The following is a 14,749-nucleotide window of genomic DNA, read 5'->3' on the forward strand; positions in this document are numbered from 1 at the left end:
ACGAGATTTTCCTCGAGTTGCAGCCCGACAGGCAGCACCGGATTGAGCGCGGTCATCGGCTCCTGAAAAATCATCGCGATTTCACTGCCGCGGATGCGCCGCAGCTCTTCGGCCGGCATGGCGACCATATCGCGCCCACCCCATTCAACCTTGCCGCTCACATTGCCAGGGGCCTGGATAAGCCCCATGATCGAACGCAGGGTCACGCTCTTGCCCGAACCGGATTCGCCGACCAGCCCGACCATTTCTCCGGGTCCCACGTCGAGATCAACGTCAGCAACGGCGACCGCTGTGCCGCGTGGCGTATTGAAAAGCGTTGTCAAACCACGAACCTTGAGGCCAAGGCCGGTGTCGATTCCTGCACTCATCGACGCACCCTCAGAAGCTGTGCCAGCCCATCACCCATGAGACTGAAACCGAGACCGGTGACGACAATGGCGATGCCGGGAAAGACAGAAATCCACCATGCCGTGCTCATGAAATTCTTGCCGTCGGCGATCTGCACGCCCCATTCGGCGGCGGGCGGTTGGGCGCCAAGCCCAAGATAGCCAAGACTGGATCCCAAAAGGATCGCCAGCGCCATATCGGTCATCCAGTAGACGACGGCCGGCGTGATTGCGTTGGGCAGGAGATGCCGGAAGATAATCCGCATCGGCGTATATCCCATGACCCGCCCAGCATCGGCATAGTCGAGACGTTTCTGTACCTTGATCTCGGCCGCGACGAGACGGGCATAAAATACCCATCCGACAATTCCGACGGCAACGTACATGTTGCCAAGTCCAGGACCCAGAACCGAGACGATCGCGATCACGAGAACAAGAAACGGGAACGTGATCACCGCGTCCACGACACGGCCAAAAATCGCCTCCGCAAGGCCTCCCGCATAGCCGACATAGGCTCCTATAATCGTTCCGAAGATGAACGGGCCGACAGTCGCGAACATGGCGATCTGCATATTGATCGTATAGGCATGGATCACACGGGACAGGACATCGCGGCCAAAACTGTCTGTGCCGAACGGATGTGCGAATGATGGCCCCTTCAGCAGCGCGTTATAGTCGAACGCAATAGGGTCATACGGGGCAAACAGCGCTGGAAAGAATGCAATAAGCAGACTCACACCAATAACTATCGTTCCGCAGATCAAGGTACGGGGCAATGCCAGCCGCATGAACCTCGGATAAAGCCCAATTTTATCACTGGCGAAATTCATCGGGCAATCCGCGGGTCAAGCCAGGCTTGAAATATGTCGGTTGCCAAAAACGTCAGCGATACCAGAACCGCGAGCGCAATCGTCAATCCTTGCAGCATGGGATAGTCGCGCCCATAAATACTGTCGATCATGAGACGGCCGGCGCCTGGCACGGCAAAGACTGTCTCGGTGATGACCGCGCCCCCGAAAAGCGTCCCGATCTGTAGTCCGAACAGTGTGACTGTCGATATCAGGGCGTTGCGCAACACGTGTCTGATCATGATAATGCGAGGGCGCAGCCCTTTGGCGCGGGCGAAATCGACGTACTCGGCATTGATGACGCCTATAATCGAGGAACGCAGATTTCGCATCAACACGGCAGAAAAACTGAACGCGAGTGTCAAAGCGGGCAGGAACAGATGATAAAGCCTGTCACCAAATGTCTCGCCGTAACCACCGACCGGGAACCACTTCAGAGTGGCTGCGAAAACGGTCAACATCAGGATACCAATGTAAAAGACAGGCATCGATAACCCGACCTGGAATGTACCTCTGATGAGCGCGTCGGCGGTCTGTTCCCGCTTCAGTGCTGCGATGAACGCCAGTGGAACGGCCAGAACGAGGGCCAGCAGCGCTGCCATTAAGGTCAGCATCAGCGTCACCGGCAAGCGTTGCATGATGATAGTCGTTACAGGCAGCTTCAGTGCGATTGATGTGCCAAGATCGCCGATGAACACGTTCTTTAGGAAGTACAGAAATTGAACAGGGATCGGCTTGTCCAGCCCAAGGCTGGCATTGATGCGCTGCACGTCGGCATCAATGGCACGATCGCCGAGCATGGCGCTTGCGGGATCGCCTGGCAGAAGCCTCACCAGGACGAATGTGACGACGAGGATAAACACCACAGTCGGGATCATTTGAAGAATGCGACGCAGAACGAAACTGAAAAGTGGCAATGCGCCGCTCCCGATGTTTTGCATGAGTATCAACAATGAACGCGGGTGACATCTTAATCACCCGCGGTATGCAATTGAAACTCCGATTATTTATCCAGCCATGCACGACCGAAGAAATTGTTGCCAAGCGGTATCTGCAAGAACCCATGCACCTTCTTGCTTAGCGCCACAGGATAGGGTGTCTCGTAGAGCGGCACGATCGGCCCGTCGCCATTATAGATTTCCTGGATGCGAGCGTATTGGGCCGCACGCTTGGTAGGATCGATCTCCTTTTGCGATGCATCAAAGAGTTTGTCCGCCTCCTCGTTCTTCCACCCGGTGTGCAGGGCATCGATGGTCGGCGAATAGACGAAATAGGATGTGATCTCGTTCGGATCGGCAATATCGTCTGTCCACGCAGATTCACGCATGGTGAAAACACCATCGCGATACTGCTGGGTACGGGTAGCATTGTCCACCTGCTGCAGCTCAAGTTTGATGCCGAGTTCCGCCCACATCTGCTGTAACGCAGTCGCGATACCGATTTCGTCCTGATTACCCGCAAGAACGAGGATGCTCGTATCGAAACCCTTTTCGAATCCGGCCTCCTTCATCAGGCTCTTCGCCTTTTCGATATCATAGGCATAAAGTGGCTTATCGCCGGTATGCATCGGCGTGGCTGAAGACATGTAAGACGTCAGAGGCTTGCCGACGCCGTGCGTTACGATCGCAATGATGGCGTCCTTGTTGACGGCATAGTTCATCGCCTGACGTACTTTGGGATTGGACAGCGGATTGTCCTTGCCCTTGATCTGCGGGCGCGCATTCATCGTGACGTACTGCACGCGCGTTGAAGGGAACAGTTCCATATTGAGGTTACCGGCGGACTTCAATTCTTCGACGCGCGAATAGGGAATGAATTCCGCCCCGTCGATCTCGCCGGAGTTGAGCTTCAAAATGCGCGTGGCGTCATCCGGCAGGACCTCAAAGGTGACACCGTCAAGGTAGGGCAAAGGTTTACCGTCCTCGCCCTTGCCCCAATAGTGCTCGTTGCGCACCAGCTTCATCGTCGACCCGCGATCCCACGATTGCAATACGAACGGGCCCGAACTGACCGGATGCTCGGCAAATGCCTTGGCTTTATCAGCGTCGGTCGCACCGGCGGCCGCCTCAAACACCTTTTGGGGCAAGATTGCGGTGTTGAACACTGTTAAGGCAGCAAGGATGGCCGGGTCGGGGTGCTTCAACTTCAGGACTACGGTCTTCTCACCTTCCGTCGTCACATCGTCGATAGAACTTACGAGGAAGTTCCAGATACCATTGTCCTTGTTGGCCGCACGCTTCAGCGACCAGGCAACGTCGGCCGGTCTGATCGGCGATCCGTCGGAAAATTGGATGCCGTCACGCAACGTCAGACTTACGCTCATGCCGTCGTCGGCAACCTTCCATTCGGTGGCAAGTCCGGCCTGAACGCCTTTGCCATCATCGGTGGGAAGGAGCAGCGTGTCATAGAGGTTGGACAGGATCCAGATGTCGACGTTGGCGTCGTTGAGCACCGGATCAAGAAAGAGGCTGTCGGCGTAACGCCCATAGGTCATGGTTCCACCCCTTTCCACCGCAGCGGCGGAAAGGCTCGCACCGACGAGCAATACGGCGGCAAGAGCCGCCTTGGCGATCTTTTTCATTCGTATTCCCCTTTGTTTTGAACCGTACAAGTGTTCTTATTGGGTATAACGATTTCACTTACCTCCTGCCCTGTCAACAGTTTATAGTATCGTTTGCTAGCTATATCCCAGACCTTGCGATTGGGTGGAGGTCGGTATAATCGTTATAGCCCACTAGAACAGCTGAAGACTGGTTATATGGAATTTTTCATCGATCGCGATTTGCCGGTTCCGCTCCGCACACAACTTCATGGGCTCATAGAGTACGGCATTGCCTGCGGAGAATTGATTCCGGGCGAAGCTCTTCCTTCCGTGCGCGAACTTGCCGAGAAGATCGGCGTGGCACCGATGACGGTCAGCCAGGTCTATGCCGATTTGAAAGCGGAAGGTCTGATCGATGCACGCCCAGGCTCCGGTACATTTGTAACCGACAGTTTGCAGGCGCGGCTCGCCGGGCGTTCGGACCAGACAAATTTGCATCGCCACATCGACGCGTTGATAGAGGAAAGCCGCGCCCTTGGCATTCGATCTGCCGAGTTTGTCTCATTGGTCAGTTCCAGGGTCTTTTACCGCGAAAGCCTCGGCCAACGCATGCGGATCGTCATGATCGGGCTTTTTCCGGAAGCAACCGCCAGCTATGCGCGATTCATCGCTGCCCGTCTCGGAAAGGGCGTAACCGTGGAATCGCTGACCATTTCGGCGATCGAGCGGGACAGGGAAACGAGAGCGCGAGCAAATTCGGCCGACCTCGCGATAACCTTTGCCAACCGGCACCGGGAAGTGGCGACACTGGTACCGAACACCAAGGTGGTCACCATCAGTTTTACCCCATCGGAAGAAACACGAATGGCATTGGCTTCGCTGGATTCGCTCGCTTCCATCGCGGTTGTCTCCCGTTTTCCGGATTTCCTGCCGATCATGAAAGCGGGCGTCCAGAGGTTTGCGCCGCATGTCAGTGAAATTGCAGGTGCGACACTCGAGACCTCGGGGCTCGACGAAATTATCGCGCATGCCAATGTTGTCATCTTCGCGTCTGGCGCCGAGGAGGTCACAAGTCGACTCCGCCGTGGCGCACAGGCGATCGAATACCGCCACGCCCCCGATGTCGCCGATATCGAAAGAGTAATCTTGCCCATCGTCCGAGCAGCAGGCGGACTGCCACCATCGGCCACTGAAAATACGTCGCCCAAACGCGTGTCCGCCATGGACAAATAACGAAGGGAACCATCGTGAAAGTTTCACAAGCCAACTGGCAGCAAATCGAAGAGTATCTGCACAACGACGACCGGGCCATTCTCCCCTTGGGAAGCACCGAACAACACGCCCAGTTATCGCTCTCAGTCGACTCCATCCTGTCGGAAAAAGTCGCCACGGATGCAGCAGAGCCACTGGGCATTCCGGTATTTCCGGTCGTCGCCTATGGTCTCACTCCCTATTTCATGGCCTATCCCGGCACGATCAGTCTTCGCCTCGAAACATATGTGCGCATCGTTCGCGATATACTGGATGGACTGAAGGCCCAGGGCTTTCGCCGCATCCTGATCGTCAACGGTCATGGCGGCAACCAGCCGGCGGGAAGCCTGGCGATCGAATGGATGGCTGACAATCCTGGCACGGCGGTCAAGTTTCACAATTGGTGGAACGCACCGGCCACCTTTGCCAAGGTGCAGGAAATCGACAAAGTGGCCTCCCATGCCTCGTGGATGGAGAACTTCCCCTGGACGCGGCTGCCGGGCACGCAATTGCCGACCCAGCAGAAGCCGATGATAGACCTTGCGCGCATGCGGATCATGGATCCTTCGGGCGTCAGAGCTTATCTTGGCGACGGCAATTTCGGCGGCTACTACGAACGCCCGGATGAGGAAATGCTCGCAATCTGGGATGTTGCCGTGAAAGAGACGCGGGCCTTGCTCGAGGGAGCATGGGCATGAGCGGTCCGATCCTCATCTGGGGTGCCGGCGCGATTGGAGGCACGCTTGGAGCAGCCTTTATCCGGGCGGGACATGAAGTAGTTTTCGTTGACAATGCCGCCGATCACGTTGCCGCAATCAATGCCAACGGCCTGAGGATCGAGGGACCGATCTTTCAGGACACCGTGAAGGCCAACGCCTTTACCCCCCAGGACCTGAAAGGCAAGTTCGATCGTATCTTCCTGTGCGTGAAGGCCCACCACACCGAGGCCGCGGCAAAAGCGTTGCTGCCGCATGTCGCCGAAGATGGCTACGTCGTATCGGCACAAAATGGCCTCAACGAAACCGTCATCAGCAAGGTTGTAGGCGAGCATCGGGTCATCGGTTGTTTCGTCAACTTCGGCGCCGATTACCTCGAACCCGGCGTCGTGCACTATAGCGGTCACGGAGCAGTCGTGGTCGGAGAATTGGGCGGGAAACGGACCGCGCGTATCGAACAGATTTATGCGCTGGTGCGGGAGTTAGAGCCGAAAGCCATCCTTACCGACAACATCTGGGGCTATCTCTGGGGTAAGTTGATCTACGGCACATTGCTGTTTGGCACAGCGCTCACCAATGACAGTATCGCCGATGTGCTGGCCAACCAGCGTTACAGGCCGATCCTGACAAAGCTTGCGCTCGAAGTCGGCGCGGTGGCCAATGCCAGGGACGTGGTTCCTGAGGCTTTCGATGGGTTCGACCCGGCAGCGTTCGCTCCTACCGCATCGGCTGCGGACACCGCACGTTCATTCGATGAAATGGTCATTCATAACCGCCGCTCGGCGAAATCGCACTCCGGCATCTGGCGCGATCTGGCCATCCGCAAGCGCAAGACCGAGGTCGATGCGCAGGTCGGACCGGTCGTCGAAATCGGACGATCGCTCGGTGTGCCCACCCCGTTGGCGGCGAAGGTCGTCGAACTGATCCATGAGATTGAGGATGGTCGCCGCCCCCTCGACCTTGCCAATCTTGACCTGCTTGATCAGGCGGGGGCTGGAGCATGAACATCGAGTTCAGCGGAAAAACCGTCATCGTCACAGGTGCCGCCCACGGCTTCGGCCGTGCGATCGCTCAGGCATTCGCGAGCCGCGGCGCGCGAGTGCATGTCTGTGACATCAATGAAGCCGGGCTCGCGCAAACCGTTGCCCTTTGTGGACAATCAACGGTTGCCCATGCGCTGGATGTGGGTGACAGGAGCGCCGTTCAGGCGACCGTTGCAAAAATAGAGGCCGCCGATGGCGCCGTGGATATTCTGGTCAACAATGCCGGCGGTGTATGTGGACAGGTCGGTCAACCCATCGAGGATATTTCCGAAAGGGACTGGCAGACGATTTTCGACGTCAATCTGTCAGGCGCCTTCTTCATGACGCAGGCCGTCGCTCCCATAATGAAAAAACACAAGTTCGGCCGGGTCATCAATATTTCCAGTGGTGCGGGGCTTGGCGTTTCACTCACAGGAATACAGGCCTATGCCAGTGCCAAGGCGGGTCAGATCGGGCTGACACGCCAGCTCGCGCATGAACTCGGCCCTTGGAACATCACAGTCAACAATGTTGCGCCCGGTTTCGTGCTGTCGAACCCGACAACCGAAAGGCAGTGGAGGGCGATGGGTGCAGATGGCCAGAAGAGCCTTCTTGACAGCATAGCGCTCAAGCGACTGGGCAAACCCGATGACATCGCCAACATGGTTCTGTTCTTCGCATCGAACCACGCCCAATGGATCAGCGGGCAGGTTATCAGCGTGGATGGCGGCAAATGAGCGGCGTAGAGACATATCTGGCTGAACACTACGAGGAAGCGCTCGAGGATTTGAAAGCATTCTGCCGTATCCCCAGCGTCAGCACCGATCCCGCTTTTAATGAAGGAATCCTGGCGGCGGCCGAATTTATGGCAAACCGTCTGAAGAAGGCCGGCTTCGCCTCGGTCGAGGTCCTGGATACAGGCGGACATCCCGCCGTTTACGGCCAGGTCATCAGCGATGCTGCGTTGCCAACAATCCTCGTTTACGGCCATTACGATGTGCAGCCGCCCGATCCACTCGACAAGTGGGCAAGTCCGCCGTTCGATCCGTCGATCCGAGAGGACCGGCTCTATGCGCGCGGCGTTTCGGATGACAAAGGCCCGCTATTGATCCCGATCCTCGTGGTCGAAGCCTACTTGAACAATGAAGGCCGCTTGCCGGTCAATCTCAAGATACTGATCGAGGGCGAGGAGGAATCCGGCAGCGAGCATTTCGAGCCCACCCTCGAGCGCAATCGAGGTCGCCTCGCTTGCGATCTGGTCATCTCGGCAGATGGTGCGATGTGGCGACCGGACCGTCCGTCGATGACGGTGGCGAGCCGCGGAATGGTGGCTATCGACGTAACCGTCACCGGCGCCTCAAAGGATTTGCATTCCGGCCGCCACGGCGGCAGCGCACCCAATCCGATCCGCGCACTCTGCAAGCTGCTTGCATCGTTCCACGATGCCGAAGCTCGTGTCGCAGTGCCTGGTTTCATGGATGGCATCAAATCTCTGGATCCCACTATTCTCACAGCAATCGATGTGGCTGACTTCGACGCCGGGGCCTATTATCGCGAGATTGGTACGCCTAAACCCGATCCAATCGAAAACGGCAGCCAGCTTCTGGTACGACAGTGGCTGGAACCCACGCTGGAATTCAACGGCATCTTCGGCGGGTATCAAGGTCCGGGAACGAAGACCGTCATCCCTTCCTCCGCCAGCGTCAAAATCACCTGCCGCCTTGTTGCCGGCCAGAAGCCTTCCAAGGTGATCGAGGCTATCACGCGCCATCTGGAAACCAATTTGCCCGCTGGCTACGGCTTGCAAATTGAGCCGCACGGGCCGGGCAGCGAGGCCTTTTCAGTCGATCCAAACCTGCCCGGCCTTCTTGCCGCGGAGTCAGTACTTGCTGAATTGCTTGGCAGTTACCCCTTGCGCGTTGCCATGGGCGCAACCATCCCGATCGGCACGGCATTCCGCAAGTATCTCGGTGCGGAGGTCATCTTCTTTTCATTCTCCACGTCGGACGAGGATTATCACGCGCCGAATGAATTCTTCCGCTTGTCGAATTTCCGCACGGGTCTTGTCGCTTGGGCACGATTGCTGGGCCGGCTTGCCGATCATCCGAAGCTTGAGCCAACTATAATAATCTGAAAATCCATACCTTTGCTGTCGACAGGCCTAGCCTTGCACTCGTCATTTCCTGACTGGACGCGCGAACAGCAGAAACGGAAGCCAGTTCCCGAGGGACTGAATGCTAGCGTCGATGAAACAGAAGGGAAAATGATCCTCTCACAGGGCCCAATATTTCGTAGAAGGCAAACCGGCTTCCAACGTCGTTGCAGATATATTCCAGTCATTTCTGGCCTGCCCGCTAGTGCGGGGCAGTTCCGCTTTGGCGGTAGTTGATCCCTTCACCGCCAACTACTATTCAGAGTTCAAAGTGGTATCCAAGAAAATTGTGTTGGAGATACCCTGTCGAATCTCAATCCTCCTCAATGACCGGCAACCGGAGTGGTACCCCAATAGTTTATTGAGACGATACGAGACCATCTTACCGCCGCGCCTTGAAGAGCAAGGTCCCTAAGTGGCGACAGCCTTAGGATGCGGTTATATCACTTGATTGATCGCGGTCGCCGGGGTCTTCGCTCACCGGCGGTATTGTGGTGGTGCCTCGGTTGGAAGAGAGATGCCGTTCGGATACGAGGGGACGGTCGCGCCAAAAATGTCCGCTTCCCAGCTCGATAACCCCCTAGGCGCAAACCGCCTCAACCTCAATTTCCACTTCGTAGTCCCCGACCAGATTGCCCGCCTGAATCAAGGTGTTTGCCGGAAGTACCCCGGAAAACACCCGCCCATGCGCGCGGGACACCGGCTCCCATTTGTCGACATCCCGCAGGTAAACACGTGTTCGAACGACGTCATCAATCGAACCGCCCAATGCTGCAATCGAGGCAGCAATCTTGTCGAGGATATAAGTTGCCTGTGCACCGGGGTTCCCCGGGGCGACACAGCGGTCAGAGACATGAGTTGCCGTTGTCCCGGAAACAAGGATCCTGTCGCCCACGCGCAGTGCGCGGCTGTAGCCTGCAAGCGGCTCCCAGATACTGCCGGTTGACACGCGCATTCGGCCGGGCTTTCCAGGAACAGGTTCCGCCTTGAATACCGACGGGACTTTATCGAGGTGATGACTGAGATCACCTGAGGCGGTCAGAAACGGCGGCTTTCTATACTCATCGCCGCAATCGCCGGGTATTGGCAGTGACACGGCAAAGGCAGCCTCGAGCGCAGCCTTGTCCTCATCATCAAGCGAGAACCGGAAAACATTGAGATTGTCGTCCCGATGTTCGGTTTCACCGAGGCGAGCGCCAATAATGACCGCAGCAACGGCCTCGTGCTCAAGAACCCAGCGGCTCGCGATATTGGACACAGAGACCTGATGTTTGTTTGCGATGGACGTAACGGCGGTCAGAATGCCCTGATACGCACCCCATCCGCCGGCAATATCGATGAACCGCTTGTATTTGGAGCGGCTCCAGTCGGCAATTGAAGTCGGCTCGGGGCGATCCAGCCATTTTTCCGAAAGAAAGCCGCCGCACAAAGTACCGTAGGCCAGAAGCTTGACGCCGGTTTGGGTGCAAAGTTCAGAGAGGGCACCGGCTGCCCGCCGATCGATAAGCGAAAATGAAACCTGATTAGTGGCAATCTTGATTCCGTCAGCCAAGGCCACTGCTAGATGCGCTGCATCAAAATTGGTAAGACCCAAGGCCTCGATCTTGCCTTCTTCGCGCATCCGCTCCATTTCGTGCAAGGCATCGAGCCATGCAGGATGTTCGAAGGTCCACCAATGGAATTGCAACAGATCGATCTTCTCGACACCGAGCCGTGACAGCCGCTCCTCGACACCTTTTCGCACCACCTGGCGCGTCATCGGGCCGGGTTCGGGGCACCATTTGGTGAAGGCCACCGGCCTTTGTTCGCGCCCTTTATACCGTGACAGCAGGCGGCCCATAATCAATTCGGCACTGCCATAATGATCGGCCATGTCAAAGGTGTCGAAACCCGCCTCCACATAGGCGAGCAGCGCATCTGCCCCCTTGCCAGGATCCATCATCGTGCCATTTTTCTCGATATCCGCAATCTGCCAGAGACCGCAGACCAGCCGACTGATTTCAAGCGTTGCCGTCAGGGCGATACGATGTGGAATGGGGGTCATGCTCAATCCTTCGATAGGGAGTGGGACGCCAACTCTGCGTCATCGCTTTTCATTGTTTTCCTGATGTGCCGAGACACGTTGCGGACTTCACCGAGAATGCCCCTGGGGCGAAGTAGCAGAATAAGGCAGAGCCCGACGCCGATCATCACGATCTGCAGCGAGGCTGCCCGCGCCTGTTGCTCTGGTGGAAAGAAGGTCGAAACAGCGGCTGCCGAAGAAGCCCAGATGCCCCAGACAAGCACGGCACCGAGTATGGCACCTCGATTGTTGCCAGATCCGCCCACAATCAACATGGCCCAGATCTGAAACGTCAGGATTGGCATATAGTTGTCGGGAGCAATGAACCCTATGAAATGTGCCTGCGCCGCACCTGCAAGCCCCATGATTGCACCACCGATGGTAAAGGCCTGCAAACGGAATCGCGTCGGATTCTTGCCCAGCGCCTGTGCCGCTGCCTCATCCTCACGAATGGCTCGAAGTACTCGCCCCCAAGGGCTGCTTACAAGGTGTTCAAGCGCCAGGTAGAGAACGGCTATCACAGCGATGAGAAGTCCCGCATTGGAAAGTCCAAATGCAAGCGGATTGCCAGCCAGTTCGGCAAAGGGTCTCGGAATGAACCCGATGCCAAAAGCACCACCCGTCAGCGCTTCGAGATTGAGGACGCACAGCTGGACTGCGACGGCAACGCCGAAAGTCGCGATCGCGAGGTAGTCTGCGCGTAGGCGGATCGTCAGAGCACCGATCAGGTAAGCTACAGCACCGGCCACCAATGTACCTCCTAACCAGCCGGCAGCAATGGGCAAACCAAATCCGCCAATGCGCCCGGCGGTTTCGGGCGTGGTCAGCAAAGCGGAAGCGTAAGCGCCAATTGCGACAAAGCCCGCAATGCCGACATTGAAAAGTCCGGTTTGCCCCCACTGCACATTCAACCCAAGACACATAATGGCATAGGTTAGGGCCATGGTGAGAAAGAAGGCCCCGTAGGCAACGAGATCAAGGATCATGCTTGCCTCCCGAACAGGCCGCGCGGGCGTATCAACAGCACAGCGACAAGGATCACGAAGGAAATTGCTGCACGCCACTGTGCGCCGATGAGCTGCACAGCAGCCGCTTCGGACAGGCCAACGATCAGACCGGCCAGCATTGCGCCCGGCACACTGCCGATACCGCCAAGGATGGCAGCGGCAAACAGTGGCAACAAAAGGTCGTGACCCAGATAGGGCCTGATCTGAACCAGAAGGCCCGCCATCACACCGGCGATGCATGCCAGACCAGCACCGGTGATCCAGACGGCCCGAATGACCATGCGGACATCGATACCGACAACTCCAGCAAGAGCGGGATTTTCGCTAACCGCCCGCATCGAGCGCCCGATACCGGTCCGTGTCAGCAAGAGATGGATGGCAAGGACGATGACTGCCGTCAAAGCCAGTGCCAGCATCTGGTCCGGAGTCACTCGCAAGCCACCGCCAATATTTACCGATATCTGCAGCGCTTTGGTGTAGTAGGCCGGCTTCGACGTAAAGATGAATTCGAGCATGCTTCGCAATGCTAGAGACGCACCAAAGCTCGCCATGACCATGATAATGACGGCACCCCGTTGCGCCCTCAATCGGCCGAACAGTATTGCATCGAGCAGAAGTGCAAGCATACCCGTCAGTAGAATCGCCAGAATTCCGGCAAGCGGCAGTGACCAACCAAAGGAAAAGGGACCTACCGGTGTCTTCAATGCGCTAAACAGAAAGCCGAGCGCTCCACTCAGTGCCAGAGCGATGTACGCCCCCCAGGACAGGAACTCGCCATGGGCAAAATTTGCAAAGCGCAGAATGGAATAGGTCAGCGTGATGCCGATTGCTCCAAGGCCAATCATCGATCCGGCGATGATTCCATCAACCAGAAACTGGGGGTTCACGACACACCTGCCTTTCTGGTTGCGGACGCTCCAAGATAGAGCTTTGCCACGACCGGATCGTCAGCAAGTGTGGCAGCAGGTCCTTCATGCTGGAGCTTGCCCTCGACGAGGATGATCGCGCGGTCCGCAATAGCGAGTGCCGCACGGACGTTTTGCTCGACGAGAATGATCGTTACGCCACTCTTGTTTATGTCTTGAAGCATGGTGAAGACTTCGGCGACGATCTTCGGCGACAAGCCTGCCGACGGTTCATCCAGGATAAGGATAGACGGATGCACAATCAGCGCCCGTGCCACCGCGAGCATTTGCCGCTGGCCACCGGAAAGCTGCCCGGCGAGACGGGATGGCCGCATTGCCAGGTCGGGAAACCGTTCAAACAACGTTGCGATACGTCGTTCACGCTCGCTCTTCGGTGCCATCGCAGCGGCCAGAAGCATGTTCTCATGTATTGACATCGTCGCAAAGATATTCTCGGTCTGGGGAACGAAGGCGAGACCGCGCCCGATCTTGCCATGAACTGGTACCGCAGTGATGTCCTGGCCATCCAGATGCACGGTCCCGGAGTGGATCGGAACGAGGCCCGCGATCGCCTTTACGAAAGTGGACTTCCCGGCCCCGTTCGGGCCCAGTAAGACGACAAGTTCGCCCTTCAACACCGACAGATCGACACCGCGGACGATCGGCATGTCCGGCTCATATCCCGCAACGAGGGATCGTGTTTGTAGCGCCGGGACCAGGTTCGTGCCGCCCGCCAAAGTCATGCAGCACCTCCGAGGTAAGCTTCGATCACCGCAGGATTGGTCGCAACCTCGTCAGGCGTTCCCTCGGCAAGATGCCTGCCTGAGGCCATTGCAATAACCCGGCTGCAGAGCCGGGATACCATATTCATATTGTGTTCGATCAGCAGAATGGATTTCCCTTGCGCGTTGAGTTCCAGCACACGTTCCATGATCGTTTCCAGAAGTGCGGGGTTTACGCCCGCGGCGGGTTCATCCAACAGGATCGCCGTCGGGTCTGCCATCAGAATCCGGGCAAGTTCCAGAAGTTTGCGCTGCCCACCAGAAAGCACCCGCGCAGGCTCGTTCTCCATTCCCGACAGCGTAACAAAGGAAAGCAGTGACCGTGCCTTGTCGATCGCCGCCCTTTCCTGCCGCGCAATACGCCCAGGATTGAAAAAATTCGCGAAAAGGCGCTCGCCATCCTGTTTTTGAGCACCAGTCAAAACATTTTCAAGCACCGTCATTTCGGCAAATGGTCGGGGAATCTGGAATGTACGTCCAACGCCTCGAGCGATCCTCAACTCTGGTCGGTCTTGCGAAACCTCACGACCGGATATCCATATCTCCCCTGATGACGGTTTAAGGCTTCCCGCAATCAGATTGAAAAGTGTGGTCTTCCCAGCGCCATTTGGGCCGATCAAGCCGACCATTTCACCCTGCCGAAGCACAAGCGAGATACCAGCCACGGCCGTCATTCCACCAAAACGCTTGACCAGTCGGCGCGCATCAATAACCGGGTTGCCGTCTATCGAAGCCGTTTCATGTTTTCCATCGGCGACACTCTGCATGAAAATCTTCTTGGACAAATATTTGATACGTGATGTTTGATCAAACTTTACGTGACGCGAAAAAGCAAGTAGAAATTGTGCACGGACAGAGGTCGCCTCGACGGAACGAAAGCGAGTGATATGTTTGCCTACCGTGATCGCAAGAGGGCACTGAAGTGGATCGCCGCGTGACCCTGGATGAGGGGTTGTCCCCTGTCGGACGTGAAACACTCCACGATCGGGTTTACGCCCAATTGCGCCGATCTCTGATAAACGGCATGTTTGACGCCGGTGATTTCCTCCGAATTGTCGACCTTGCAGAAAAGCTCC

14 protein-coding genes are annotated in these 14,749 nt (G+C 56.9%); 5 read left to right on the top strand and 9 right to left on the bottom strand.

Translation table 11 applies throughout. The annotated features are described in order from the left end of the window. From AAAB35_RS07590 to AAAB35_RS07605, 4 genes are all read right to left on the bottom strand, one after another. Positions 1-368 (bottom strand): ATP-binding cassette domain-containing protein (locus AAAB35_RS07590; protein ID WP_340667614.1); only part of this gene is annotated, 368 nt, incomplete at its 3' end. After that, positions 365-1,123 carry an ABC transporter permease gene (locus AAAB35_RS07595; protein WP_340667615.1) on the bottom strand — a complete coding sequence of 253 codons (759 nt, stop codon included), beginning with the start codon at positions 1,121-1,123 and terminating at the stop codon, positions 365-367. The genes AAAB35_RS07590 and AAAB35_RS07595, both read right to left, overlap by 4 nt. A gap of 89 nt (positions 1,124-1,212) precedes the next feature. Continuing rightward, positions 1,213-2,151, bottom strand: coding sequence for an ABC transporter permease (locus AAAB35_RS07600; protein WP_340667616.1), 939 nt, complete (start codon positions 2,149-2,151; stop codon positions 1,213-1,215). A gap of 86 nt (positions 2,152-2,237) precedes the next feature. Then, complete coding sequence (locus AAAB35_RS07605; protein ID WP_340667617.1) at positions 2,238-3,815, bottom strand: ABC transporter substrate-binding protein; 1,578 nt, start codon at positions 3,813-3,815, stop codon at positions 2,238-2,240. 177 nt (positions 3,816-3,992) lie between these two features. On the opposite strand from AAAB35_RS07605, the gene AAAB35_RS07610 reads away from it, so the two are divergent. Genes AAAB35_RS07610 through AAAB35_RS07630 form a run of 5 tightly spaced genes read left to right on the top strand, consistent with a single transcriptional unit; the run spans position 3,993 to position 8,899 of the window. Then, on the top strand, positions 3,993-5,009 hold the full coding sequence (locus AAAB35_RS07610; RefSeq protein WP_340667618.1) for a GntR family transcriptional regulator: 1,017 nt from the start codon (positions 3,993-3,995) through the stop codon (positions 5,007-5,009). Positions 5,010-5,023: 14 nt separating this feature from the next. Then, positions 5,024-5,725 carry a creatininase family protein gene (locus tag AAAB35_RS07615; protein ID WP_340667619.1) on the top strand — a complete coding sequence of 234 codons (702 nt, stop codon included), beginning with the start codon at positions 5,024-5,026 and terminating at the stop codon, positions 5,723-5,725. After that, the gene (locus AAAB35_RS07620) at positions 5,722-6,747 is read left to right on the top strand and encodes a 2-dehydropantoate 2-reductase (protein WP_340667620.1); all 1,026 of its coding nucleotides are present in this window, start codon (positions 5,722-5,724) and stop codon (positions 6,745-6,747) included. The genes AAAB35_RS07615 and AAAB35_RS07620 overlap by 4 nt, the downstream gene beginning before the upstream one ends. After that, positions 6,744-7,502: an SDR family NAD(P)-dependent oxidoreductase gene (locus AAAB35_RS07625; protein ID WP_340667621.1), complete on the top strand. Its 759-nt coding sequence runs from the start codon at positions 6,744-6,746 to the stop codon at positions 7,500-7,502. The genes AAAB35_RS07620 and AAAB35_RS07625 overlap by 4 nt, the downstream gene beginning before the upstream one ends. Continuing rightward, entirely contained in the window at positions 7,499-8,899 is a 1,401-nt protein-coding gene (locus AAAB35_RS07630; protein ID WP_340667622.1) for a dipeptidase, read from the top strand. Before AAAB35_RS07625 ends, AAAB35_RS07630 begins: the two co-directional genes overlap by 4 nt. Positions 8,900-9,497: 598 nt before the next feature. Here the strand turns inward: AAAB35_RS07630 and AAAB35_RS07635 are convergent. The 5 genes from AAAB35_RS07635 to AAAB35_RS07655 are packed head-to-tail and all read right to left on the bottom strand — an operon-like array spanning position 9,498 to position 14,440. Further along, positions 9,498-10,961 (bottom strand): aldo/keto reductase, encoded by a 1,464-nt coding sequence (locus AAAB35_RS07635; protein ID WP_340667623.1) that lies wholly within the window; start codon positions 10,959-10,961, stop codon positions 9,498-9,500. A gap of 2 nt (positions 10,962-10,963) precedes the next feature. Beyond that, complete coding sequence (locus tag AAAB35_RS07640; RefSeq protein WP_340667624.1) at positions 10,964-11,965, bottom strand: branched-chain amino acid ABC transporter permease; 1,002 nt, start codon at positions 11,963-11,965, stop codon at positions 10,964-10,966. Next, positions 11,962-12,873 carry a branched-chain amino acid ABC transporter permease gene (locus tag AAAB35_RS07645; protein ID WP_340667625.1) on the bottom strand — a complete coding sequence of 304 codons (912 nt, stop codon included), beginning with the start codon at positions 12,871-12,873 and terminating at the stop codon, positions 11,962-11,964. Before AAAB35_RS07645 ends, AAAB35_RS07640 begins: the two co-directional genes overlap by 4 nt. Continuing rightward, entirely contained in the window at positions 12,870-13,634 is a 765-nt protein-coding gene (locus tag AAAB35_RS07650) for an ABC transporter ATP-binding protein (protein WP_340667626.1), read from the bottom strand. Before AAAB35_RS07650 ends, AAAB35_RS07645 begins: the two co-directional genes overlap by 4 nt. Continuing rightward, positions 13,631-14,440 (bottom strand): ABC transporter ATP-binding protein, encoded by an 810-nt coding sequence (locus AAAB35_RS07655; RefSeq protein WP_340667627.1) that lies wholly within the window; start codon positions 14,438-14,440, stop codon positions 13,631-13,633. Before AAAB35_RS07655 ends, AAAB35_RS07650 begins: the two co-directional genes overlap by 4 nt. Positions 14,441-14,749: the final 309 nt, after the last annotated feature.

It is taken from the genome of Phyllobacterium sp. (assembly GCF_037994425.1).
Lineage (GTDB): Bacteria > Pseudomonadota > Alphaproteobacteria > Rhizobiales > Rhizobiaceae > Phyllobacterium.